Origin of the sequence: Anabaenopsis elenkinii CCIBt3563 (assembly GCF_015245355.1) — a bacterium.
GTDB classification, from domain to species: domain Bacteria; phylum Cyanobacteriota; class Cyanobacteriia; order Cyanobacteriales; family Nostocaceae; genus Anabaenopsis; species Anabaenopsis elenkinii.
Genome location: NZ_CP063311.1, coordinates 2,138,227 through 2,164,338 on the forward strand (window position 1 = coordinate 2,138,227; position 26,112 = coordinate 2,164,338).

The following is a 26,112-nucleotide window of genomic DNA, read 5'->3' on the forward strand; positions in this document are numbered from 1 at the left end:
AGTATTTCATGTGTAATTATACTATCAAAATCACCAGGGCTGTTTTTCGGCATATCCTCAAGTTACATAATTATTTTGAGGATATAGTACAAGTCTTGACAGACCTGAGTCAGGGAAACCTGGGAGATAAAAAAAAATTACGGGGATACGAAGATTTATGGCGCACTAAAAGAGGTGATATTAGAGTTGTTTGGACTCAAAATAATTATGAAATTTTAGTAATTGCGGCTGGGTTAAGACGTGATGTTTATAAAAAAATCCCCATTGATGTAAATCCAGAAGGTGCAACCACACTGGCGGAGTTACTGGGAATTGAACCAACACGTGTAGAGCATCTCCCCACTTACCAATTTGATCATAAACGAGTTACTTCCTGGTATGAGTTTGTTTATGGTGGTTACTTGTATTCACCTCTTCTTACTCCTGAGCAACAAGCAATTTCTCAGCAATTAATAACCGCTCAACCACCAAATCATACCCCAATTAATAGCTTTTTATTACAGAGCGCACCAGGTACAGGTAAAACAGTATGTGCTGCTTTAATAGCTTGTCGATTATTAAAAACAGTAGGTTGGAATGTTGCCTTAATTGTTCCCGAAGCTTTACGCTCTGATCTTGAAAACTTTACTGAGATAAAATCAATTTTACAGGAGCAAGAGTTAAATTCACAAGACCAAGAGTCAAATTCACAAGACCAAGAGTTAAATTCACAAGACCAAGAGTTAAATTTAGATTCGTTGCAGCAAGGGAAAGGACGAGACATATATGCTCAGATTGCTACGGATGAAAAGGAGTTAACTGCTTTACAAGAACTCCTAAATGGTCACTCTGACGAAATCGAACATGAGTCAAATTCACAAGACCAAAGGCCAAATTTTTTCCTAGGTACTTTTAAAGAGTGGTTACAGCACGCGGAACCAAACATATATGCTCAGATTGCTACGGATGAAGAAGAGTTAACTGCTTTTCACTCTGACAACATCAAATATCGCGATTTGGTGTTATTTAGGGCGTTTGTGCTCAACGGAGATAATTTAGGTAACCTAAACAATAATAGAACTTACATAGAAAATCAAGATGCGATCGCCAGGGTAGAAGGAGTTAATATAAACGACTGGAAACAAAGACTAGGAGATAAAAAAAATTGGCTAGAGGGGTTACAACAAATTACAGAAACTATTCCTCCACCAGAAGGGATTAGAACGCTGTTGATATTTGATGAAGCTCAAGATTATTTGATGGCTGAAATTGAAGCTATCAAACAAATGTTGTTAAGATGGCATCAACATAAGCATTCTCATGTCCTCTGGCTGTTAGGAGATATGAATCAAAGGATTAAACCCACTGGGTTTGATTGGGGACAATTAGAACTGAATACAACACATTCTCTGACATATAATTATCGCAATACCCAGCGTATTTTAGAATTTGCGAATATTTTTCACTCTTTTGCACAAGCAGCTAACTTACAAAATCAAGGAAGATGGTTACCTGATCCCAGTGATCCTAAAAACTGTTTTGAAGAGGGTGAACCCGTAAGGATTTTAGAGTGCAACTCACCAGAAGAATTATCACAAGTTCTCTCTCGACTCAATGACAGGGTATTAAATCGAGATGATCGCTATCTTCTGCAAAGAATTTCTAGCCGTGTCAAGTTAATCCATCAAGATATTGCTCCAAAATATCAGAATTTACCGGGAATAGATTACCTGAAGGTTACGGAAGCTAAAGGGAGGGAGTTTGACGCTTGTGTGGCTTTTTCCGTATTCCAGGGAGAAGGAACACTATCAATGGAGGAAGCAAGTAATTTATATACAATTTTTACTAGACCTCGTTATAGATTACTAATCATTACCACTACTGATCAAATTGAGCGGATTGGTAGAACCCATTTTAATCAATGTCAGGTTTTCAATTTTTCTGATGCTGATCAACCATTAGCATGGATTACAGAGTTTGGTAATGGAGAACAGATATCCCAAGATTTTGAGGCAATACGTAACCTCATTGATAAAGGTTTACGCAGTCAGCCTTTGAGAATTTACTGGGATACCTATGCAGCTTTGAGAGCGGCCAGAGTTGACAATCAAACAGTATTAGAAATTGAGCAGAAAGCTATAGAAACTTTAAGAGCATCTCAAAAGGATGCAATTATTCTGCAAGAATTAACAGAATTAAAACTACTAGAAACTAATAGTTTTTGGAGTCCCATTGATATCGTTCCCCTCAAATGCCTATTATTCAGGGCTTTAGGTAGATACTGGGATGCAGTAGAAGAAATATCCCAATTACAAGACAGAGAACTGGAAGAATATCGCGCTTTAGTCATAGCGAATATTGCCAATGAACTTGAGCAACAAGGACTGATATATGAAGCAGCTAGAGTGAGAATGAGGATTGGTGAAGATATTCCTCAAGATTATCCATTCCGAGAGATAATTGCCCATCAACATGGTTCCATTGTATCTGTCCTGTGTCAGGCCGCTATTAACCAAATTTATCAAGGAGAAACCAATGACTAATGATCAAAACCCGATAGATTTACAAGTTGCTAAAGACCTTAAAAAACTCACCGAGGTAATTAATAATTCTGTAGAGAGAGCCAACGCAACTCTTGAACAAGCCCAACAACTTCAAAAACTCACCGAGGTAATTAATAATTCTGTAGAGAGAGCAAACAGAACTCTTGAACAAGCCCAAGAAGTTGATCAACAAGTTCGCAATAGCTGTGACCAACTTATAGAATCTGAAAGGAAAGCCAGAGAAATTGGAGATCAACTATCCCAGAAATTACAAGCTGGACAAATTATTGAAACAAATATTCAACAACTTGAAGCTAAACTATCCCAGAACTTAGAAGCTGCAGAAAGTTTTAGCAATCTTCTCGATGAATTAACGCAAGCAAAAAGAGAACTGGAGGAAATTGGTGTTACCAGTCTTGTGGAACAAGCAAGATTAATTTTGGAGGATGTAAATAATGTCAGAGCAGAATCCCACAAGATTTTACTAACAACACAAAATTACTTAGAGCAATCTCAACAAATTAAGGAAGACAATCTGGCAATATCTACTGCTAATGCTACAAGGATTAATGAGTCCATCTCACAAATTGACACATATAATCAAAATATTGAGGCTCAAGTATCCCAGAACTTAGAAAATTTACAAAGTTTTAGCAATATTCTCAGGGAATTAACGCAAGCAAGAAGAGAACTGGAGGAAATTGGTGTTAGCAGTCTTGTGGAACAAGCAATATTAATTTTGGAGGATGTAAATAATGTCAGAGCAGAATCCCAGAGGATGCTACTAACAACACAAAATTATTTAGAGCAATCTCAACAAATTAAGGAAGACAATCTGGCAATATCTACTGCTAATGCTACAAGTATTAATGAGTCCATCTCACAAATTGATAGATATTATCAAAATATTGAAGTTCAACTATCCCAGAAATTACATGAGTTACAAACTCTTGACACCAATATTAGACAACTTGGAGATCAAGTATCCCAGAACTTAGAATATTTACAAGGTTTTACCAATATTCTACATGAATTAAGGGAAGCAAAAAGAGAACTGGAGGAAATTGCTGTTACCAGTCTTGTGGAACAAGCAAGATTAATTTTGGAGGATGCAAATAATGTCAGAGCAGAATCTAAAAAAATTATGCAAGAAAATCAGGCAATATATGCTGCTATTGACAGATATAATGAAAATATTGACAATGCCAGAAGTATTGTAACACAACTTGACTCTATTAAGAGTGAAATAGATGGTATAGGAGGTTTAGAAGAAGTTAGAAACCTACTGCAACAGGTAGATAATGCCCGCGTAGATTTAAGGAATTCAAACCATCAATTGTCATTGTTACAAGGGGAAATAAGCCAGATCCAATATTTGGAGAACTATTTACAAGATTTTGGCAGGGTTCGTAATCATAAACAACTTAGGCAGTTTTTAAGACAGGAGTTAGGATTTATAGGACTGATAGTTTACGTACTTCACTTACTAACTCGTAACAGAAAAAGATAGATGGTAAAGATCAGGTTTTGGGGGTAATTTCCCTCTGGTTGTTTTCATATACAAAAAACAATCACAGGGCCACTACCCCCATATATAGTCACTCAAACTCCCAAAAATTACGACTCAGTAGCTAGTTCAGTGTTACCACGTTGACGACGACGGGTGAGACTATTAAACAACATCACACCGATGGACTTGATCAAATTACCTTCCAATTCCTGGAACATCTTCATATTCATTCCAAAGGCGGCGTTAGCTTCATCGACAATGCGATCGCCTGTAGTATCATCAATAGGTAATTCATCGAGAGTTTGACGGTATTGGGTTTTGAATCCCTTCTCGTCGGTAATCTCTGCAAACTCATAGAAAGCAGTACCTTGACCTTCCGACAAGTTCATGGCTGTGACTGCAATGTTTTTGAGGATTTGACCCCCTGATAGGTCACCTAAATAGCGGGTATAGGAATGAGCGATTAATAATTCTGGTTCTGTTTGGGAAATTTCGCGGATGCGTTGCACATAAGCCTCACCTGCTGGCGATAGTTGAATTTCCCCACGCCAGTTAGGACCAAAATAGTAACTTAGGTCTTGCTCTAAAGTTTGCTTACGGTTGAGCTGGGGAAAGTTAATTTTGCCGACAATGGGATGTTGACGGTGTTTTTCCATCTCTTCTTCCATAGCCGAGTAGATGAAGTAAAAGTTAGCAACTAGTTTTCGGTAGGAGTTTTTCTCTACAACTCCCTTTAAAAAGCACTTGACAAAACCCACATTTTCTGCCATTGTGTGGGCTTTTTTAGTACCTATACGTAATTTGCTTGCTAAATTGCTGCTCATACTAAATCTCTCAAGTTAAAAGGTTAATTGCCGAATTTAGGATTTATGAATGACTAAAAAAAGTCATTAACAGGTTAGATTAAAACTATTTGATGAGAATTTATATTAATTTTTTTTAAGCATGGCGAATTTGTAGGTTGCTCCAAGGGTCTATAGACTACTACCACCAGGGTCAAGTCAAAAGTAAAACATCTGATTTTTACGCTCTTGGTATCAATCCTATTTGTTCAACCTGTGAGCAAATTGGTAAATAGTAGCTCACAACTGTAGAAAGGAATAATTGAATTGAAAACCATTAAATAAGATAAAACTCGGTAAATATTAAATATTGACAATTGAGAAAGGATAATACAGTATTGTCACATAATAATATGTGATTCAAATGATTTTCGCCCAAAAAAGCGCATATATTACTCACACAGAGAAACTTAACTCAAGTAGAACTGCTGAGTCAACCTGTAATTACGTGGGATATTGAACTTATGGTGACATCTATCAACACAAACCAAAGCAACATTCAAGGTAGTTATCCATCGGAATCCCAGAATTGGAGGTTAAACCTAAGTTCAGTAGCCAATACCCCCTTATTTGGTACAGACGGTATTCGTGGGCAAGTAGGAGAATTACTAAATGCTCCCCTAGCTTTGGAAGTCGGTTTCTGGACTGGTGTGATTTTGCAAAAACATGGTCGTCAGACAGGGCCAGTTATCCTGGGGCAAGATTCCAGAAACTCTAGTGATATGCTGGCAATGGCATTGAGTGCGGGGTTAACAGCCTCCGGGGTGGAGGTTTGGTATTTGGGGTTGTGTCCCACTCCTACCGTGGCTTACCTCACCAGTATGAGTGAGGCCATAGGTGGAGTGATGATTTCTGCTAGTCATAACCCACCAGAAGACAACGGGATTAAGATTTTTAATGGTAATGGTACTAAATTATCTCCAGCTTTGCAGGCAGAAATCGAGGCGGGAGTAAGGGGTGATGGAGTTGCAGGTAAAGTTAGTAATTGTGGACGGCATTATTCTCGCCGGGAACTAGTAGACCAGTATGGGGACATCTTAAAGCAATCCTTGCCGGAAAAGGTAAATCTGCAAGGACTGAAAATTGTTTTAGACCTAGCTTGGGGTGCTGCGGTGGGGTTAGCACCAAAAGTATTTACCGCCATGGGGGCGGAGGTGATCAGCCTACATAATGAAGCTGATGGCGATCGCATTAATGTTAAATGTGGATCGACTCACCTAGGAATTCTGCAAGGCGCAGTCAAAGAACATAACGCAGACTTGGGCTTTGCCTTTGATGGCGATGCTGATCGCATTTTAGCTGTAGATCATACTGGCAGACCAGTAGATGGTGATTACATCCTTTACCTATGGGGTAGACACCTACAACAACAGCAACAACTACCAGATAACCTGATTGTTTCCACAGTCATGGCTAACTTAGGCTTTGAAAGAGCTTGGCAAAAACAGGGTGGGAAGTTAATTCGCACCGCAGTGGGTGATCAATATGTGCAAGCAGAAATGATGCGCACTGGGGGGATGTTAGGTGGTGAACAATCTGGTCATATTCTCTGCCGCCATTATGCCATTACCGGTGATGGGTTGTTAACAGCCTTACATCTAGCCGGGTTGGTGACTGATACGGGTGTTCCCCTCAGTCAAATGGTAGATGAAAGTTTTCAAACTTACCCCCAATTATTGCGGAATGTGCGCGTTACAGATCGTGAGCGGCGCTTAAATTGGCAAGATTGCCAACCCTTGCAACAAGCGATCGCCCAAGCTGAAGCTGCAATGGGTGATGGGGGGAGAATATTAGTCCGGGCTTCGGGTACAGAACCGGTAATCAGAGTCATGGTAGAAGCTGTTAATGCTGAACTGGCTAACCACTGGACAGATGAATTAGTATCTCAAGTCCAGCAACACCTAGCAGTTTAAAACTGTTAAATTTTCATAAGTTGATTTTCCAGTCTTGACGGGAAAATGAAATTTTGTTAAAAAGTGCTAAAAGCCTCTAGGAAAACCGTGTATTGTGTCATGATGGCAAAGTAGAATACATATGCCTTTCTAAATTACAGGGAATCTTGCATGACTCTCCGTCTTGGTGATACAGTACCTAACTTTACACAAGCATCCACACACGGCGATATCAACTTTTATGAATGGGCGGGTGACAGCTGGGTAGTGCTGTTTTCTCACCCGGCTGATTTCACCCCCGTTTGTACCACTGAACTAGGCACAGTGGCGAAACTCAAGCCAGAATTTGACAAACGTAACGTCAAAGCGATCGCCCTGAGCGTTGATGATGTTGACTCCCATAATGGCTGGGTAGGAGATATCGAAGAAACTCAAGGAACCGCCCTCAATTACCCAATTCTCGCCGATGCAGACAAAAAGGTTTCTGACCTTTATGATATGATTCACCCCAACGCAGCTGCTAACATCACCGTGCGTTCTGTCTTCATCATCGACCCTAATAAGAAACTGCGCCTGAGCTTTACCTATCCCCCCAGCACTGGCCGCAACTTTGATGAACTTTTACGGGTAATTGACTCTCTACAACTGACTGATAATTACAGCGTAGCTACACCTGCTGACTGGAAAGATGGGGATGATTGTGTCATAGTCCCCTCACTCAAAGATCCAGAAGTTCTCAAAGAGAAATTCCCCAAAGGCTACCAAGAAATTAAGCCTTATCTGAGAATGACCCCTCAGCCTAACAAGTAAAACTGCTCCTTAGTCAACTTACAATATTAAACCCAGCGCCAAGACCAGAAGATACCTTGGCGTTTTTGCCTATTAGTCTAGAATAATGAACCGTCTTCTTGTCGCAGTTGCTAAGGGTGCAAATCGTTTAATAACACCACAAAAGCGATCGCTCAATAGCTGGTCCTCAGACCGACCCAAAGCAAGAGATATTCATGGCAGAATCTGTACATCTGAACACTGCCATCAGGCAAAATTTTTATAGACAAGAACTCAGGTAAAATCAAAATGGATATCAAAAATGGATTTGTTGGCACCGTTGGTAACACACCACTAATTCGCCTAAACAGCTTTAGTGAAGAAACGGGTTGCGAAATCCTTGGTAAGGCAGAATTTCTTAATCCTGGGGGTTCCGTCAAAGACCGCGCCGCACTTTATATTATTGAAGATGCGGAAAAAAAAGGCCTACTCAAACCCGGTGGTACTGTGGTTGAAGGAACCGCAGGTAATACCGGTATTGGACTAGCGCATATTTGTAACGCCAAAGGCTATAAATGCCTAATTATTATTCCCAACACCCAATCCCAAGAGAAAATAGATGCACTCACGACCCTGGGTGCACAAGTGCGCACCGTTCCCGCAGTTCCCTACAAAGACCCCAATAACTACGTTAAACTATCTGGGAGAATCGCCGCCGAGTTAGATAATGCTATTTGGGCTAATCAGTTTGATAACTTAGCCAACCGCCACGCCCACTACGAAACCACAGGCCCAGAAATTTGGGCACAGACAAAGGGTAAAATTGACGCTTGGACAGCTGCAACTGGTACTGGTGGTACTTTTGCGGGGGTATCAATGTACCTAAAAGCACAAAATCCATCTGTTAAATGTGTAGTTGCCGACCCCCTTGGGAGCGGACTGTATAGCTACATCAAAACCGGTGAGATCAAGATTGAAGGTAGTTCTATTACAGAAGGCATCGGTAATAGCCGCATAACCGCCAATATGGAAGGCGCACCCATTGACGACGCCATCCAGATAGATGACACAGAGGCTTTACGGGTGGTATACCAACTACTGCGGAAAGATGGGTTATTAATGGGCGGTTCCACGGGGATTAATGTTGGCGCGGCTGTAGCTTTAGCAAAGCAGATGGGACCAGGACATACTATTGCTACCATATTATGTGATAGTGGTTCCCGGTATCAGTCACGCATATTCAATCCCAAATGGCTAGCCTCAAAAGGATTAGTCATTAATGATTAGTAGTTCCTTATGGGGCTAGGAATATCTCACTTGATTAAACCTTAGCCCCACCCTCTCCTAGGTAAGGAGAGGGAGCTTATCAGTCAATATTTTTGCTGTATATCTACCACTTGATAGAGCAATGTCAAATATAAATAAACCATCCAACTCGCCAAAAACAGACCCAAAGTCTGCGGCTAGATGTGTGCGGGTGTGCCAAAATCGTACCTGTAAACAGCAAGGTGCTGCGAAGGTATTAGCTGCCTTTACCAGTTTACCAGTTGCCAATGTGACGATCATGGCTAGCGGCTGCTTAGGACAGTGTGGTAACGGGCCAATGGTGCTAGTTTTACCCGATATGGTTTGGTATAGCGGCGTTAAACCTGATGAAGTACCTCTACTGGTAAAACAACATTTGTTAGGTGGTGAAACTGTCAAAAAAATGCTATACCGTCGCTTTCATCGCTAATATTAAGTAAATCCAAAATATAAAATACTACTCAATTTCTGACCAAGGGGAGAATCTATGAATATTCAGCAGCTGCGTCAGTCTGTGAAAATTAAGTGGCTGAGTTACTATGAGCAAAATCGCTCTTGGCTGGAAAAAATCAGGGTTTGGGGTACTTACAATGGTCTGCGTCGTCCTTCATCTGGGTTTATTTTGGCGACTTTGTCGGTTTTAGAGCCCCAGTTTCAGGATTATCTTTCTTTTATGGTGGATTTAAATAGTAATCCCGATCAGATAGTTACAGCTTTAGGTCTTAACTTTAATCCCGACCAAGAGTTAGATGTAATTAACTCTGAGGATTCTTTTCGTGAGTGGGAAAGGGAATCTTTGCCAGAAAATTATACTGAAAGTAAAGCTGTGCCTTTAGTTGCACCTAATAGGGAAATTCCTAGGACGGCACCCTTACCTCAATCTGTGCCACTGTATACCAACAATCATGAAATTATTCCCACACAAAAAGTTAGTTCATCTGTTGCAGTGGCGACTAAAGTTGCTTCTCCCCCGATCGCCAAAATAGCATACTCTACTAAACTTCCTGTTAATTTACTACGTCAATATCAAGCAGTGGGATTACCTCTGACATTAGGGGAAAGGCGATCGCCCCTAGCAATGACTATGGAGGTAATTCACAAAGCCAAAACTCTACCTTCTGCAAAAGTCCGAGATCCTCGGTTTGATCATCTACCTATGAAGTTTTGGACTCTTCTACTGCAAAAAAACTGTTTAATTGGGATTTTCTACTTACGCGACCACCTCAAACGCCCAGTTTCCCGGAATCAGGGTAAAATATCCCCAAAACCCAAAAATGTTCGCCCTCAAGTGACCCCACCACCTATTACTCATAGTCGTAGTCTGGCTTCTTGGATAGATGAATTTTGTCAGGGTAGAGACTACAACCCAGAAGAAAGTATTTAGGTAAAAGAGTCAAGAGAGGTTTATTTAGGTCTAAGTCTGGGAAAATATATTCAGCAGTCTTGAATGGTTCCCTAAATATATTAAGAAAGGTAGCTGGGGACTCTATCTTTGATGGAAACTCAGTAGAGAGGCTTGTAGTTAGCCCAGTCAGGTTTAGACCTTACCAAGCTAAAAATATTTGACTATATTTTTAGTAACTATTTACATTTAATTATCAAGTCGCTACTTCTAGAAAAAAGAACCATTTTTGATGAATCAAAAATCCCTAATCATTCGTCACTGAAGTTATCAATACCTAACTACGTTGAGACTGGGAAATCATTTATGTTTTCACAACTATTCAAGTTTGGATGTTTGGGCAGTCTTGGGTTATCATTGTTAATAAGTAATTCTGCAGCACTAGCCCAACTTAATAATTCTAGTTCCGGTGAGGTGGTTGTACCCACCATACCCTCAGGGGGTACATCAACGCCAACCAGTCCACCCATCAACACACCACCGGTAACTAGTGGAACCCGGTTTACTTGTCAATTTTATAATGGACAATACACCGTCATGTACCAGCCACAAAGTATACCCGGACAATTCTTCCCTTGGGCTGCACCTAGGACTTTAGGTGGTGGTTGGACTCCCCAAAGACGCTGTGAAGCTATTGCCAGTCGATTAGAATTATATCGCCCAGATGCTCTGGAAGAACTGCAAACATCTGTACAAAATAATGAAAACATTGTTTGCGTGACTACACGGGCTAATCCTTTGTGTCGCATTGTGTTGACTGTACCCCGTGGTCAAGACCCATTTGTAGTACTCAATGACGTTTTCCAAAACTTGATTACCGCTGATAGTGGAAGACAAACAGTACCCGTGAATACTTATATTACCAATGGTAGAAGAGTTAATGGATTAGACAACTTAGGGCGCACAGTTCTAGGTCGTGGTAACAATCCCATGACTGCATCTAGAAGCGGTATTAATTTAAAACCTTTCCTCACCCCTGAAGATGGTGGAACTTTGACCAGTAGCACTACCCAGAACCCTGAGTCAGCACCTGCAAACCGCCGTCGCCTGAGTCCCAATAGTTTCCCTTAACACTGGCAATTTTGAGTAGTCCCCAAGACAATCTCTAGGGTAAGATTTATCTAGACTTACCCTTTAATAGGAGAGGCGATCGCTGATTCTGAAAAACTCTGATCAAACTGGATCTGATCATCAATTAAGATAAAGCCTGAATTAACGCCTTACCTTTGAGAAAAGCCTCCTGAAACTCAGCTTCCGGGTCAGATAAAGCCACAATACCACCGCCAATACCAATAGAAGTCCCACTAGGAGTCAACACTGCAGTACGAATGACAATATTTAAATCTGCAGCACCATTCAGGGCTAAAAACCCAATAGCACCAGAATAAACTCCACGAGCTTCTGATTCTAACTCATCGATAATCTTCATAGTTCTAATTTTCGGCGCACCCGTCATCGAACCACCGGGAAACGCCACTCTAATACAATCAGTAGCAGTCATATCTGCGCGTAAATAACCCCGAATTGTACTGACGAGTTGATGCACGGTAGCGTAAGTTTCCACATCCATTAACTTTGTCACCTGGATACTACCCACTTCACACACCAAACCTAGATCATTGCGTAACAAATCCACAATCATCAAGTTTTCGGCGCGGTCTTTTTCACTATTGAGAAGTTTTTCCCGCAGTATTTTATCTTCCTCTGGAGTCTGACCACGGCCTAAAGTTCCTTTAATGGGCTTAGTTTCTACCCACCCAGCGCGGTCAATGCGTAAAAATCGTTCTGGGGATGAACAAGCAATAGCAACTTCACCAAAGCGCAGAAATGCCGAGTAAGGAGCCGGATTAACTCGGCGTAAGGTGCGATAAAAACATAATGGATCGGGAGTAGCATCTGTGTAAAGTTTATTAGTCAAACAAACTTGATAACTTTCCCCGTCCTTGATTTTGTGCAGACATTGGTAAATATCATTGATGTAAGTTTCATGAGAACGACTCAGACGAAAATTGATGGGGGTATGACTAAGGGGCGCTAGAATAGGTGGAAGGTCTGGGAGTGTGCGCAGTTTTTTTTCTGTTGACTCTAACCACTCCTTTGCTGCTGTAGTTTGATGCTGTTTTGCTAGACATACCAGATAGGTAGTTTGTTCTTGGTGGTCAAACACAATGATTTGATCAGCTAACAGAAACATCGCATCGGGAAGGGGTGCACAATGAACTAACTCAGAACCACATTCTGCCTTGATTTCATAACCGAAGTAGCCCACAAAACCACAATTGAAGTCAAAGGGTAGCTCATCAGACTGATAACTACGCTCATTAATTTGACTTTGAAGATAGTCAAAAATACTGCTATTTATCTGTGTCTTTTGACCAGATTGGGTAATAGTTAATTCTCTAGTTTCCGTGCGGTATTCAACCAACAAGCTATTTAAACCGCCACTTCCTCCCATAAAAGAGAAGCGAGAAAGACCAGGTTCAACTAAACTACTATCAAGCCAAAAGGCGTGAGTATCTTTCCCGATCGCTTGAGTGGCGTAGCCATACAAATTGACAAACACCTGTTCTGGATCTGGATAGATATCCAGTTTTTGACTATAAACTTGGTACTGGCCGGGAACAATGGGATTTTGTCGAGTCCATTTTTTTCCCCGGTCTTGATATTTAGTTTCTCTTGCTCGATTCTCAGATGATTTACTAGTAATATCACGGAAGTTTTCTAAAATCTTCCAGCCGTATTCAGTGCAGATTGATTCTGGATGAAATTGCACACCCCAAAATGGTAAATACCGATGACGCAGCCCCATGATCAATCCGGCTTCCGTCCAAGCGACTTTTTCTAAACAGTTGGGTAACTCTTGGGCAACCATTAAGGAATGGTAGCGTACCACACAGAAGCCCTGGGGAATTTCTGTAAATAGTTCAGAACTATTGTGATATATTTTACTGGTTTGCCCATGCATCACCTCCGGTGCATGAGTTACAGTGCCCCCGTATACATGAGCTAGTCCCTGGTGACCGAGACAAACACCGAGGACGGGTACATGAAGATTGGAGAGATTTTCAATCACTTGGCCGCATATGCCAAAATCTGAGACATTTTCGGGGCGGCCCGGACCAGGGGAAATCACAACATTGTCAAATGTGAGTTTACTTACATCCTTCCAATCCATCTGATCATTGCGAATTACTAGGGGAAGTTCCCCATTGACCTGAGCGAGCATCTGATAAAGATTAAATGTATAGGAGTCGTAGTTATCAATAATCAGCGATCGCACTTTATGTTTCCGATACTTTTTTGCTAACATTCACTAACAAATACACTCTTTAAGAGAGGGCGTATCAACCAATGCACGAAGGAAAATCCCCCGCGCACCATTTATGTCCCGGCTCATGACCAGCCCGTCAGATGGAGACTTAACGAATTTAGCACCACCAAGGTTGGGGATGATTTCACCAGTCCAACTGACTGTTTTTGATGTGTACGCTTCGTTCACATCCATCACCACTTTATTAGTCTCAAAAGCCTTGTGCTTGAGAAACTGCTTAAATCGGTAGTGAGAGAGTGTTAACATTTGGCGCACTGACTTTGACCTAATCCGTCGTTTCGCATTCTGAGACATTTGGGATGTTTCAAAGGTTGGCAGTAAAATAATGTCAAAGTTGTCAACCAAAAATCTAGCAGTTTTCTTGTGCAATTCGTCTACAAGGTTTTTGATTTTACCCCGCAGTCTACTGGCGGAGAGCTTCATCCTTCTTCTTTGTTTGCACTTGGCTTTAGTGAATTTAGAAATTAACTTATCCAAACGAAAACACAGCTTCTGAATTTGTAAATTAGCAGATGTGCCAATTTCACCAAAACTAGATTCAGAAAAGAAGGTGATAAATGTTCTGATACCGGGGTCAAGTGCCACAACACGTCCTTGGTTATCAGACTTCTGTTGTAGCACGTCCTCTGGAACTGTCAAATAGTAATCACGGTAGGCAAATACTAAACGACAGTCGCCAAAGCTTTGTGGTAAGGCTTCTTTGAAGGTTACCTTACCTAATACAGTGTGGTAAATCCCTAAGTCTTTTACAGCAGATTTAGGAATGTAGCAAGATTGTACAGTGTCTTTTCTTGACCTAAATCTAATCTTGCTAATACCACCACCGGTTTTAAACTTTTTCTTGGCATTGCTGACAGACTTACAAGCATCTTTGATGGCGATTGATTTAATTTGATAAGGGACTGATTTACTCCATTCTGGTAGTCCGTTCAATATGTCAGTCTTAATCGCTTTCCAGTTAGCCTTAAGGCTAGAGTCTTGCAGCAGTTTGACGGTGGTGTTGTAAACAAACCTGGACACACCAAGTGTACATCCAGTTCCCCGGCTTAAAAAGGAATGTCATCGGGATCTGGTTCTTGCTCTTTGACTGGGGGATAAGCAGTGGGGTAAGAATTTTGGGCTGGGGGTGTTGCTCCTAAATTAGTCGCCTGAGGTACAACACCAACAGTAACGGGGGCGTTGACTGGAGGTGATTCCACATTGTGTGAACCTGAAACCACTGGGGATGCTGTTCCTAGGGGTATTGGGGGGGCTGGTGTCGAATTACTTCCCAGAGGTTGAATCTGTTGTACTGTTAATTCAGCCCGTTTTTCTTTAAACCCCTCTTGACGCTCAACAGTGTGCATCCCTAAGCGTCCTGCTAAAATCACGCGATCGCCCTGGTGGTAGTTTTGCTGAATTTCTGTAGCCATATTCCCCCACCCCACTACCTTTAAGGTCACTAACTGGTCTTCTGGGCGCTGAGAATTGGGAAACTGCACCAGCATTTCCGTAACTGCTAAGTTATCCGCTGTATAGCGTAATTGCGGTTCTTGAATAATTTCCGCCATTAAAACGCAGCTATTCATTGCATCCTCCTAACTGGACAAGGTTTTGATCAAGCAATAAAATGGTAATTACCTAACTATATTTAATTTTTCTGATACCATGGGGAGGCGCTAGCCATATCAATTCCTGACATACACTTTGAGCTTTGAGTCTTTTCTAGCATAAAAGCCAAGCGATCGCTTTGAATAGTACTTCCCATACCATTCGCTACCTTCGCCTGACTAAAAAGAGCATTAAATTCTGCATGAGTAGTACAATCATACCACTTCATGGGCAAAAAATACTGTTATCAATCTAGGGTAGTCTACTTTTTTTGGTTACAGTTTTTTACTTTTCCTAGTCACAGGTAACATATATCATGGGTGCTGATAGCGTAACGTTGGGTAAGCCATATCTTACCCTGTGCGGAGTCAGCCATATAATTACCGTTACTGTAGATACTCGTGGCGCAAGTTGTCTTAGAAAATATTTATAAAACGTTTCCTCAGCGAAAAGGGGAAAGTGTAGCCTCCCAAACCTTTCCTAGTCATAGGCATAAAAGTGATGCTACCCCAGAACCAGCAGCAGTTATCAATGTCTTACGTCGAATTAACCTGACCATCGCCGATGGTGAATTTATGGTGCTTGTGGGTCCTTCAGGTTGTGGTAAAAGCACTCTACTCCGGTTAATTGCTGGGTTAGAAGCGATGACAGCCGGCAATATTTGGGTGGGCGATCGCTTAATTAATCATCTACCACCCAAAGAAAGAGACATTGCTATGGTGTTTCAAAATTACGCCCTCTACCCCCACATGAGTGTCTATGACAACATTGCTTTTGGACTCCGTCGCCGCCGATTAGGAAATGGGGAAAGTGAAAATTCCTCACTCCCAACATGGGCGACAAATTTGCTTGTGGGAATTACCGGGAAGTTACCTAAAGGACTACGTTACATTTCTGCTCAAGAAAGGCAGGTAGATCAGCAGGTGCGAAATGTTGCCCAATTATTACAAATGGAAACTTTGCTGAATCGTTTACCCAAACAGCTATCGGGGGGTCAAAGACAACGGGTAGCTTTAGGAAGAGCGATCGCCCGTAATCCCCAAGTGTTTTTAATGGATGAACCCCTTTCTAACTTGGATGCTAAATTGCGGGCTCAAACCCGCGCCCAAATTGTCAAATTGCAGCGCCAACTAGGAACCACAACCATTTACGTCACCCATGACCAAACCGAGGCTATGACTATGGGCGATCGCATTGCCATTATGAATCAAGGTCAAATTCAGCAAGTCGCATCCCCATTAGAACTGTATAACCATCCTGCTAACCGCTTTGTGGCTGAATTCATTGGTTCCCCGCCCATGAATTTTATTCCGGTGACGTTCCATGCTCCGTTATTAATTACCCATGACCATTTCCGCCTCACTCTCCCAGAAGTTTGGGAAACACCCCTGCGAAAATATGATCAGCAAACCATCATTTTAGGTATTCGACCGGAACACTTAATTGTGAGTGTACCTGCGACCAAAAATTTACCCGTCAAAGTAGACTTAGTAGAAAACCTGGGTAATGATTCTTTTGTCTGTGTGAGAATTTCCCCAACGGAATCTCAAATTGAGCATAGGGAGAATTATCTACAGGTGCGAGTTCCACCGGATAGATTAGTCAGGGTTGGTGAGGAATTATGGTTGTCCTTAAATCCCGAAAAACTGCACTTTTTTGATCCTCAAACTGAGTTAGCGATAGGTTACCCCGGCTAATCCGCTCTGTTAATAGGCTAGCGTGGCGTCAGCACTGGGTTACTGGTGTTTTCAGATTCATATAGTAGCTATTTACCTGTCATCACCTGAATATAACAGTATTATTACTGAATAATAACCGCGAAATTGTATGGCTATCGCCACGCTACGCTATCAATATTTACACCTCTGCTGGTTGGTATTCTTGTTGTCTTTCCACGAAGGTCTGAACACGAGTGCGGTAGTTTCTGAGTGTTTCGTCTACCCAATCACGATCATTACTGTTGGCATACAAATGTACTAAAGGCTCGCTGGCATCTGGTAAAACTAATAGCCAACTATCATTGTAGGGTTGGCAAATTTTTACCCCATCAATTAACTCTAGGTTTTGGGCTGGGTGTGTTTCCACTAAATAACGCATCAGGGCTCCTTTAGCACTCCAAGGACAACGCACTGTATAAGCTTTATGAACAACACGGGGTAATTCTGAACGCGCAGTAGCAAGCGATCGCTCTTGAATAGTCAGCATCTCAATTAATTTAGCGATGCAGAACATGGAATCAAAACCAGGATGTAAATGGGGGAAAATAAAACCAGTTTCTCCACTACCGCCTAAGACGACATTGGAATTTTTCTGACAAGCCTCCATTAAAGCTGTAGGATTAGCTTTAGTGCGAATTACCCTACCATCGTGACGACGGGCGACTTGTTCCACAGCACTAGAAGCATGAACAGGTACAACTACCGTGCCTCTGGGGTTAGATGTTAATATCATGTCTACCATCAGTGCTGTTAAAATTTCCCCCCGGATGGGAAAGCCTGATTCATCTACTAAAATCAACTGTTCCCCATTAGCTGAGACTTGCACACCAAAGTTAGCTTTGAGCGCCTCTACTACATGACCAAGCTGAGTCAGCAGTGCTTCGCGATCAGTAACTGACATGGCTGATTTATTCACACTCGCATTCAGTACTACTGCATCGGCGCCAAATTTATCTAACATTAGTGGGAGAACTGCCCCAGATACGGCATAAACATAGTCAATTACTACTTTGGCTCGACTGTTGCGCAGGGTATCAACGTTTAACAGCTTCTCAAAGGCCGTACAATAGCGTTCAATTACTTGACTGGTATAAGCTACATCCCCAACTTCATGAATTTGCGATCGCCGCATATCTTCCTTAAAGTAAGCTCCTTCCACTTTCTTCTCCAGAGCTTTGGTAATATTAATCCCCTTAGCATCCATAAATTCAATCAGGATATAATCAGGGCGATCGGGGTGTACCCGTACATGAATTCCACCAGCTACGGACATTGTAGATATCACGGTTCGCGCTATGGGTATAGCTGTAGCATCGAGATTTTGGATATTAATACCTACAGACATCAAACCAGCAATTAATGACCTGGTAACCATGCGAGAAATGTTACGTTGATCACGGGAAACTGTCACCTTAGAACCGGGGTTCAAGGTAGAACCGTAAGCAGATCCCAACTTCACAGCAAATTCTGGGGTGATGTCAATATTGGCTAATCCTTGTACACCACGCTGGCCAAATAAGTTTCTTTGAGCAGTATTGCCCCAAATCAAGTTAATATTGAGGGTAGCACCCGATTCAATCTTTTTACTCGGCCAAACCCTGACGTTAGGGCTGATTTGTGCCTCTTCCCCGATGGTAGATAAGGAACCTACTACTGCTGCTTCTAATACATGAGCACGGCGATCAACACGGGTTCCACGGGAAATCACGCAGGCGCTCAGATGTGCTTCATCTCCAATAATTGACCCATTCCATAAAATTGGCCGTTTCAGATTAGCATCAGCCCCAATGGTGACATTATCTCCGATGATGGTTCCTGCTTCAATTTGCACTCTGGCTCCAATGCGGCAATTATCACCAATTAAAGCTGGAGTTTGAATTATGGCTGTGGAGGGGATAAAAGTATTTTGTCCTATCCACAAGTTTGGTGAAATTTCTTGATAAGCGATGTCAAGTTTTACTTTCCGATCTAAGGCGTCATATTGAGCTTGACGATAGGCATCTAAGTGTCCAACGTCGCACCAGTAACCTTGAGCAATGTAACCATACAGGGCTTGACTGTTTTCCAGCATTAAGGGAAATAAGTCTTTGGAGAAGTCGCATTCTGTATGATATGGTAGGTAATCTAATACTTCTGGTTCCAGTATATAAATACCTGTGTTGACCGTATCGGAAAAAATCTCACTGCTAGAAGGTTTTTCTAAAAAGCGCTTAATTTTACTTTCTTCATCCGTAATTACCACTCCAAATTCTGCCGGGTTGGGAACCCGGGTTAAAATTAAGGTGGCTTTTGATTGTTTTTGTTTATGAAATGCGATCGCCGCTGTTAAGTCAAAATCTGTGATACTATCACCGCTAATCACTAAAAATGTTTCATCCAGGAGTTCGGCAATATTCTTGACACAGCCTGCTGTCCCTAGGGGTTGATCCTCTTCCACAGCATAGGTCATCTGCACGCCAAAATCGCTGCCATCTTGAAAGTAGTCTCGCAAGACATCTGGTAAATAATGCAATGTAGCAATAACTTCTGTGATTTGATGCCGCTTGAGTAGATTGATGATATGTTCGGCAATAGGCCGATTCAGAATAGGCACCATCGGCTTGGGCAGATCACAAGTTAACGGGCGAAGCCGAGTCCCCGAACCCCCTGCCATCAGTACTGCACGCATAATTTCTCCTTAGCTATTTGCAGTTTTTGCTGCTTACATACCCGTGAGAGTGTGTTGTATGTTCTTTATTTAGTCTCCTATGGATATTGGTATTTAAGTAACTCACCTAAGAAGCATCTAGTGAGAAATAAGCAAATTTAATCATCAAGATCATATCTGGCCACCCATAATCCACACTTTGTGCTCGATACTTTATTCCCTATTCATCATCGATGGTCTGGTGTGGCCTCAGCCATAGCCGTAACACAAGGACTAACAAAAAAATTTCTCATATTTTGATTTACAATTGGTTATTATGTCTCTATGTTTTATTGTGGCATTAGGTACTTCATTTTGCGAAATCCTCACTAGCTGTAGAAGAGGATCTAACTGGTTTTAGTATCATAGATTACATTAAAAATCAATTAGGTGTAAATAACGGAGTCGATGACAATGACAAAACTAATTATTTTTGGGTTAATCGTGGTTTATGTGGGTGGAGTTTGGAAGTTATGGAATGGGTTTGAACGCACTAATTTTAATCAAACTTTATCCAATCGCCTGAGTTTATCATTGCTATGGCCAGCTTTATTTATTGCCAATAAATCATATCGGCGCAATTTTAGAAAAGCTTTAAAAGGCTCATCAAATCACTAATTAAGCCCAATTTTTGTAAATATTCAAGGGCTATCCAAAGCTGTGAGATGCTCCCGATCAAGTTTCTGGGTGCGTTACGCCTTCGCCAACGCACCCGATGATGATTCAAAAGGCTTGAATCCACTCTTTCACAAAATATTCAGTCCAGATACCATTTTTCCAGTAGGGGTCATTTTCTACTAATTGGCGTACAGTTGCTTCGTCTTCTGCTTCGTAAATTCCCAACACTTTAGTAGTATCCTTCGTGGGACCCAGGGTAATCAGTACGCCTGATGCTTTTTGTTGTGCTAAACCCTCTAAGTGGTCTTGACGATAGGGAACCCGTTTTTCCAAAACGTTTTCGCAGTAAGTTCCCCACATGATGTATTTCGGCATAATTACTGTTTTTTGATCTTGAAAATATACTTCCTTCCCCAGATTTTACCTTCAAAATTGGAGATTTTAATAGTTAAAACCTCCAACTAATGTTAATTAACTTCTCAGACTAACGCCGAATTTCTCGACTAAAGCCTCACGCACCTGATTATGTACAGGTTCAACTTCAGTATCAGTAAGAGTGCGATCGCTCCCTCGATATACTAGACGAAAAGCTAAACTGCGTTGTCCTGGGGGGACATTCTCACCACGATATTCATCAAACAATTCTACAGATTCCAGCAGTCCCTTTGCGGCTTTATGAATAGATTTTTCAATGTCCGCCACTGAGACGTTTACAGGTGCGTAGAATGCTATGTCGCGATCGCTCGCTGGGTAGGTAGAATAAGCCACAAAAGTGGGAATGAGAATTTCATCTTGATCCAGGGCATCCAACAGCACATTAACATCTAACTGGAACACATAGACAGAATCAGGTAAACCCCGATCTTGTCGCAATTGGGGATGAAGTTGTCCAAAGATACCGAGTCTGTTACCACCCACCCACAAAGAAGCCGTGCGTCCTGGGTGTAAACGCTGATCACGACAATCTGGTTGATACTCTACCTTTAAATGTAGTCCATGGAAAACGCTTTCTAAAATCCCTTTCCCATCAAACCAGGTCATAGGCTGTTCACGACCACCTTTTGACCACTTACCTAGTGAGATGTCACCGCCCATAATCCCAGCGATCGCATCAGTTTCTTGCAAACCATCTTCTTCTTGCCAGAAAATGCGCCCCATGTCAAAACCATTCAGAGAACCATTTCCTTGCTCTAAATTGTATTGAAAAGCATCAATCAAACCCGATATCAAATCAGTTCGGAGTGCGGAATATTCCCCAAACAAGGGATTACTCAAAACAATTTGTCTATCATCCCCCGGTTTAACCAAAGAATAATGGAGCACTTCAGTTAATCCTTCCGCCCTCAGAAAAGCCCGTAAGTTGCGGATTAATTCTTGGTCTACGGGTAAATAACCAGCTTCCGACTTTTCTGGCAGGGTATCACAAAAATTGTCATAGCCATAGAGACGGGCTAACTCCTCAATCAAATCAATTTCCCGTTCTAAATCGCGGTAACGATAGGGCGGTACTGTTACCGTCCAAGTTTGTTCACCCGTAGAAATTAGGTTACATCCCAAAGCAGAAAGAATGCGCTCCACATCAGCGGCGGTAATTTCCCCGGTATCCTCTCCCAAATCCACAGGACCGAGTACCTCGTTCACCCGGTGGAGACGTAGAGATATAGAACGACTCCAAGTAGATGGGTCTGGGCGAGTGTCAGCAATTTCCTGTTGGACAATCACCCCACCAGCTAATTCACTCATCAGAGATAAAGCACGGTTACAGGCTATTTCTAACTCAGCCCTATTAACCCCCCGTTCATATCTTCCCGAAGCCTCACTTCTTAACCCCACACTCCGAGCAGAACGACGAATAGCCACAGAATCAAACAAAGCAGCTTCTAAAACAATACTGTGAGTACCGTCATAAACTTCCGTTTCCTCTCCACCCATCACACCCGCCAGCGCAACCGGTGTATTGTTAGCAGTAATTAACAAATTTTGGCTTGACAATTTGCGCGTTACCCCGTCCAGGGTCTTCAAAGATTCCCCAGCAGTAGCAAAGCGAACACCAACAGTCAGACCTTCACCGCCCGCAACAGATTGTAACCGGTCTTTGTCAAAGGCGTGTAGTGGTTGTCCCCATTCCCACAAAACATAGTTAGTAATATCCACAACATTATTTATAGGTCTTACCCCAGCCGCCCGTAAACGCTGTTGCAACCAATCAGGAGAAGGGGCAATTTTCAGTTGTGCAACTACAGTACCAATATAAGCAGGGCAAGCCTGGGTATCAGCAACTTTTAATTTTAAATTACTTGCACCCTTGGATACTGATGTAGTCTCAGGTTGAGGTATACTTAACTTACCACCAGTCAAAGCCGCTACTTCCCTGGCTATCCCTACCATACACAGAGCATCAGCACGGTTAGCAGTAGCAGTAACGTCTAAAATTACATCATCTAGACCTAATAACGGACGCACATCACTACCCAAAGGTAGATTTTCCTGGGGGAAAATATGGATTCCATCCACATCGCTAGGTAAGCCGAGTTCCTTTAAGGAACAAATCATACCTTGAGATGGGACACCGCGCAACTTTGCCGGCTTAATTTTTAAATCGATATTTGGTAAATAAGTACCAGTAGTAGCAACTGGTACGTAAATACCCGCCTTGACATTAGGCGCACCACAGACAATATTTAAAGTCTCAGATGCGCCGATATCCACTTGACAAACACTTAATTTATCAGCGTTGGGGTGGGGTTGACGCTCAAGTACTTTACCCACAACCACGCCCTTAGCCCAAGTTTGGCGGTCTTCGATCTCTTCGACTTCAAACCCAGCCATTGTTAGGGTTTGTGCTAATTCTTCTGGACTCAGTTTAATTTCTACCAGTTCCCGCAGCCAATTTAGAGAAATACGCATGGAGTGTGCTTGCTTGTTGAAATATTGCAGAGTGTGTAGAGACAGAATTAAGGTGTCTTTACAAAAGAGGGAGAATACTAAGAATGATGCCAGTTTTTATCCCTTTCCAATTAGCTTTGGTTCCGGGATTCTGCAAGTAACGAATTGTCTGGTTATATGCAACCCTGGTAACATCAAACCAATATTTAATCTTCCGTTTCCGTACAGAACTCGTCTTGAGATAAATCTTCTTTGATTTGTTTAGAGTATTTTCTCAGTCCGTGCATTCGGTAAGAAAAGACGTGAAGGATTGAGAGTAGATCTTGTATAAGTTCTGATTGGGGAGAGTGTACAGTTTTGTTGAGAACCAGGATTTGTCCACCGTTTTGTTCGACCATATACTGTACAAGTTCAAATCCAAATCTTGCGAGTCTGTCCCGACAGGTAACAACCAGCGTGAACTTATCTCCGCGCAAAAGTCTGTCCAATATGGATTGCAGACCTTTTCTTTTAAAGTTGAGTCCTGAACCGATGTCTTTGATGATTTCTGAGTCTGGGTAGAGGGATTGCACATAAGCGATTTGTCTGTCAAGATCATCTCGCTGCTTTGAGGAGCTAACTCGGCAGTAGCAAATAGTTGTAGTTGCAATTGAATCACTCCCTTTGACGTAGGATTCAACATCATACAATCTTTGTCCTGCTGGGTTTTTAATGCTTTTGATTTTCCCTTCATCTGCATATCTCCTCAAGGTGTTAGGGTGCAATCCCAGAAACTCGACCGCTTTTCTGAGTGGTATATATGGCATGAAGGAAGTATAGCATTAGTGAGGGAAAATTAGCAGCTAGTTAATTTCCCCTTTGGCATCTTGAATCATCCTACCGAAAATTTGGGGTGAGAGCGTCCCGGTTTTATGGCCAGTTGAGCAAAGATTTTTGTTGCACACTCCCCCTGAGTTTACTACTTGAATGATTTACCATCATAAGTATTACTAAAATCAACGTAAAATCACTGACTAAGTTGATGGTATGATTTAATCAATCAGAACCAGGACAACAGCAGGTGAAGGGTGAGGGACTAAGTGGTAAAGAAACAAACTAAATCTAAAGCTGGTAGTACTAACTTGGGCTTTGAAGAGAAATTATGGCAAGCTGCGGATAAGTTGCGGGGTCACTTAGATGCTGCTGAGTATAAACACGTGGTTTTGGGCTTGATTTTTCTTAAATATATTTCCGATGCTTTTAATGAACTCTACGATCAATTAGCACAGGATGAATACGCCGACCCCGAAGATCGGGACGAATACAAGGCGGAAAATGTATTTTATGTTCCCACACCTGCACGATGGTTACATTTCCAGGGAAACGCTAAAAACCCACGGATTGGGGAATTAATTGATCAAGGGATGGAAGCCATAGAAAAGGAAAATTCCTCTCTCAAAGGTGTATTACCCAAAGAATATAGTAAACCTTCCCTAGATAAACGATTACTGGGGGAATTGATAGATTTAATTAGCACCATTGGTTTAGGTGATGCGGAAAGTCGATCTCAGGATATTTTAGGGAGAGTTTACGAGTATTTCTTAGGACAGTTTGCTAGTGCGGAAAAGAAAAATGGGGGACAGTTCTACACCCCTCGATGTGTGGTGCAGTTATTAGTAGAAATGCTCGAACCCTACAAAGGACGAGTTTATGATCCTTGCTGTGGTTCTGGGGGAATGTTTGTTCAATCTGAAAAGTTTGTCGAGTCTCACGGCGGTAAAGTTGAGGATATTTCTATTTATGGCCAAGAGTCTAACCCCACTACCTGGAAGCTGTGCAAAATGAATTTAGCTATCCGGGGGATTGAGGGGAATATTGGCTCACAAAATGCTGATAGTTTCCACAATGATTTACATAAGAATTTAAGGGCAGATTATATTCTAGCCAATCCTCCTTTTAATATGAGTGATTGGGGAGGGGAAAATTTACAAGAAGATGGACGCTGGATTTATGGGACTCCTTCAGTTGGTAATGCTAATTATGCTTGGATTCAACATATTATTAGTCATTTAGCACCTGATGGTTGTGCGGGGTTTGTATTAGCTAATGGATCGATGAGTTCTCATCAATCGGGGGAAGGAGAGATTAGAGAGGCTTTAATTGCAGCTGATTTAATTGATTGTATGGTGGCACTGCCGGGGCAATTATTTTATAATACTCAAATTCCCGCTTGTTTATGGTTTTTGAGTCGCAAGAAATCCGGGGGTAAGTCCCGCGATCGCGCCAGCGCTGCTGCTAAAGCAGATCGCACAGGGGAGACTTTATTTATTGATGCGCGGAAGTTGGGGGTTTTAATTGACCGGGTACATCGAGATTTAACAGAACCAGAAATCCAACGCATTGCCCAAACCTATCATAATTGGCGCTGGATAGGTAAAGAAGAATATGTAGATATTCCTGGTTTTTGTAAAAGTGCGAGTTTTGAGGAAATTAAGGCACATGGTTATGTGTTAACACCGGGGCGCTATGTAGGCGCTGAGGAAGTAGAAGATGATGATGAACCGTTCACAGAAACAATGTTACGTTTAACCGCCAAATTAGATCAACAATTTGCCGAAAGTGGGAAGTTAGAGGCGATAATTCGGGAGAATCTGCGGGGGTTAGGATATACAACTATATAATGAGGTTTTTGTACAATTACCCACCTCTGAAAATTATCCCAGGGGTACTTACACAAAGTATGGGAAGATGTTTGAAAAGTGATGATTAGTGTATTGAATATTGTTTGACCCCACCCTAACCCTCCCCTTGTAAGGCTATCCATTACCCGGATCTTTCTTAACATTCGTGAGAGCGATCGCTCGCAAACCCCCAAACCTTAATCCTCCGTTGATGATTCTCAATAAAATAAGGGTTTTATCAAGAACAATAAGGTACATTTTGTCAAGAGTAGGGAAATTTTCAAGCGTTGAAACCATTGCCACATAAATGTTTCAAGATTGTTAAGAAAGATGTGAGTAATGAATAGCCTTGTAAGGGGAGGGGACTGGATTTTATTGTTTT

General features: G+C 41.9%; 20 protein-coding genes. 11 read left to right on the top strand and 9 right to left on the bottom strand.

The genetic code is table 11. The features are described from left to right. Nucleotides 1-8: 8 nt before the first annotated feature. Together IM676_RS09430 and IM676_RS09435 are read left to right on the top strand one after the other, a co-directional pair. On the top strand, nt 9-2,522 hold the full coding sequence (locus tag IM676_RS09430; protein ID WP_200989936.1) for a hypothetical protein: 2,514 nt from the start codon (nt 9-11) through the stop codon (nt 2,520-2,522). Beyond that, the gene (locus IM676_RS09435; RefSeq protein WP_200989937.1) at nt 2,515-4,032 is read left to right on the top strand and encodes a coiled-coil domain-containing protein; all 1,518 of its coding nucleotides are present in this window, start codon (nt 2,515-2,517) and stop codon (nt 4,030-4,032) included. The genes IM676_RS09430 and IM676_RS09435 overlap by 8 nt, the downstream gene beginning before the upstream one ends. A gap of 107 nt (nt 4,033-4,139) precedes the next feature. Here the strand turns inward: IM676_RS09435 and IM676_RS09440 are convergent, their stop codons facing one another. After that, entirely contained in the window at nt 4,140-4,856 is a 717-nt protein-coding gene (locus tag IM676_RS09440) for a biliverdin-producing heme oxygenase (protein ID WP_200989938.1), read from the bottom strand. 482 nt (nt 4,857-5,338) lie between these two features. Here IM676_RS09440 and glmM point away from each other — a divergent pair, with 482 nt between their 5' ends. The 6 genes from glmM (at nt 5,339) to IM676_RS09475 (ending at nt 11,312) form a co-directional block, all read left to right on the top strand. Beyond that, on the top strand, nt 5,339-6,787 hold the full coding sequence (glmM, locus tag IM676_RS09445; RefSeq protein ID WP_200989939.1) for a phosphoglucosamine mutase: 1,449 nt from the start codon (nt 5,339-5,341) through the stop codon (nt 6,785-6,787). Between the two features lie 150 nt (nt 6,788-6,937). Next, nucleotides 6,938-7,576: a peroxiredoxin gene (locus tag IM676_RS09450; RefSeq protein WP_200989940.1), complete on the top strand. Its 639-nt coding sequence runs from the start codon at nt 6,938-6,940 to the stop codon at nt 7,574-7,576. A gap of 267 nt (nt 7,577-7,843) precedes the next feature. Continuing rightward, nucleotides 7,844-8,821 carry a cysteine synthase A gene (locus IM676_RS09460; protein ID WP_200989942.1) on the top strand — a complete coding sequence of 326 codons (978 nt, stop codon included), beginning with the start codon at nt 7,844-7,846 and terminating at the stop codon, nt 8,819-8,821. Nucleotides 8,822-8,942: 121 nt separating this feature from the next. Then, entirely contained in the window at nt 8,943-9,269 is a 327-nt protein-coding gene (locus IM676_RS09465) for a (2Fe-2S) ferredoxin domain-containing protein (protein WP_200989943.1), read from the top strand. Nucleotides 9,270-9,326: 57 nt separating this feature from the next. Then, the gene (locus tag IM676_RS09470) at nt 9,327-10,223 is read left to right on the top strand and encodes a DUF5331 domain-containing protein (protein WP_200989944.1); all 897 of its coding nucleotides are present in this window, start codon (nt 9,327-9,329) and stop codon (nt 10,221-10,223) included. A 324-nt stretch (nt 10,224-10,547) separates the two neighbouring features. Further along, entirely contained in the window at nt 10,548-11,312 is a 765-nt protein-coding gene (locus IM676_RS09475; RefSeq protein ID WP_200989945.1) for a COP23 domain-containing protein, read from the top strand. A 124-nt stretch (nt 11,313-11,436) separates the two neighbouring features. Here IM676_RS09475 and pabB read toward each other — a convergent pair whose 3' ends face one another. The 4 genes from pabB to IM676_RS09495 form a co-directional block, all read right to left on the bottom strand. After that, nucleotides 11,437-13,551, bottom strand: coding sequence for an aminodeoxychorismate synthase component I (gene pabB / locus IM676_RS09480; RefSeq protein WP_225880485.1), 2,115 nt, complete (start codon nt 13,549-13,551; stop codon nt 11,437-11,439). Between the two features lie 3 nt (nt 13,552-13,554). After that, a complete protein-coding gene (locus tag IM676_RS09485; protein ID WP_200989946.1) occupies nt 13,555-14,592 on the bottom strand; it encodes an RNA-guided endonuclease InsQ/TnpB family protein in 1,038 nt (345 codons plus the stop codon). Between the two features lie 26 nt (nt 14,593-14,618). Beyond that, the gene (locus IM676_RS09490) at nt 14,619-15,140 is read right to left on the bottom strand and encodes a single-stranded DNA-binding protein (RefSeq protein WP_200989947.1); all 522 of its coding nucleotides are present in this window, start codon (nt 15,138-15,140) and stop codon (nt 14,619-14,621) included. Nucleotides 15,141-15,202: 62 nt separating this feature from the next. Beyond that, nucleotides 15,203-15,391 carry a hypothetical protein gene (locus IM676_RS09495; RefSeq protein ID WP_200989948.1) on the bottom strand — a complete coding sequence of 63 codons (189 nt, stop codon included), beginning with the start codon at nt 15,389-15,391 and terminating at the stop codon, nt 15,203-15,205. Between the two features lie 172 nt (nt 15,392-15,563). Between IM676_RS09495 and IM676_RS09500 the strand changes: the two genes are divergently transcribed. Beyond that, nucleotides 15,564-16,859, top strand: a complete 1,296-nt coding sequence (locus IM676_RS09500) for an ABC transporter ATP-binding protein (protein WP_200989949.1) — start codon at nt 15,564-15,566, stop codon at nt 16,857-16,859. A 160-nt stretch (nt 16,860-17,019) separates the two neighbouring features. On the opposite strand, the gene IM676_RS09505 is transcribed toward IM676_RS09500, so the two are convergent. Continuing rightward, a complete protein-coding gene (locus tag IM676_RS09505; protein WP_200989950.1) occupies nt 17,020-19,548 on the bottom strand; it encodes a mannose-1-phosphate guanyltransferase in 2,529 nt (842 codons plus the stop codon). Nucleotides 19,549-19,980: 432 nt separating this feature from the next. Between IM676_RS09505 and IM676_RS09510 the strand changes: the two genes are divergently transcribed. Further along, nucleotides 19,981-20,184 (top strand): hypothetical protein, encoded by a 204-nt coding sequence (locus IM676_RS09510; protein ID WP_200989951.1) that lies wholly within the window; start codon nt 19,981-19,983, stop codon nt 20,182-20,184. A gap of 105 nt (nt 20,185-20,289) precedes the next feature. On the opposite strand, the gene IM676_RS09515 is transcribed toward IM676_RS09510, so the two are convergent. The 3 genes from IM676_RS09515 to IM676_RS09525 all read right to left on the bottom strand — a co-directional run bounded on the left by IM676_RS09515 (nt 20,290) and on the right by IM676_RS09525 (nt 23,876). Further along, nucleotides 20,290-20,559, bottom strand: coding sequence for a YciI family protein (locus IM676_RS09515; RefSeq protein ID WP_200989952.1), 270 nt, complete (start codon nt 20,557-20,559; stop codon nt 20,290-20,292). 96 nt (nt 20,560-20,655) lie between these two features. Next, nucleotides 20,656-23,091 carry a phenylalanine--tRNA ligase subunit beta gene (gene pheT / locus IM676_RS09520; RefSeq protein ID WP_200989953.1) on the bottom strand — a complete coding sequence of 812 codons (2,436 nt, stop codon included), beginning with the start codon at nt 23,089-23,091 and terminating at the stop codon, nt 20,656-20,658. A 185-nt stretch (nt 23,092-23,276) separates the two neighbouring features. Then, nucleotides 23,277-23,876 carry an IS607 family transposase gene (locus tag IM676_RS09525; RefSeq protein WP_200989954.1) on the bottom strand — a complete coding sequence of 200 codons (600 nt, stop codon included), beginning with the start codon at nt 23,874-23,876 and terminating at the stop codon, nt 23,277-23,279. 273 nt (nt 23,877-24,149) lie between these two features. Between IM676_RS09525 and IM676_RS09530 the strand changes: the two genes are divergently transcribed. Continuing rightward, the gene (locus IM676_RS09530; protein WP_200989955.1) at nt 24,150-25,730 is read left to right on the top strand and encodes a class I SAM-dependent DNA methyltransferase; all 1,581 of its coding nucleotides are present in this window, start codon (nt 24,150-24,152) and stop codon (nt 25,728-25,730) included. Nucleotides 25,731-26,112 lie beyond the last annotated feature (382 nt).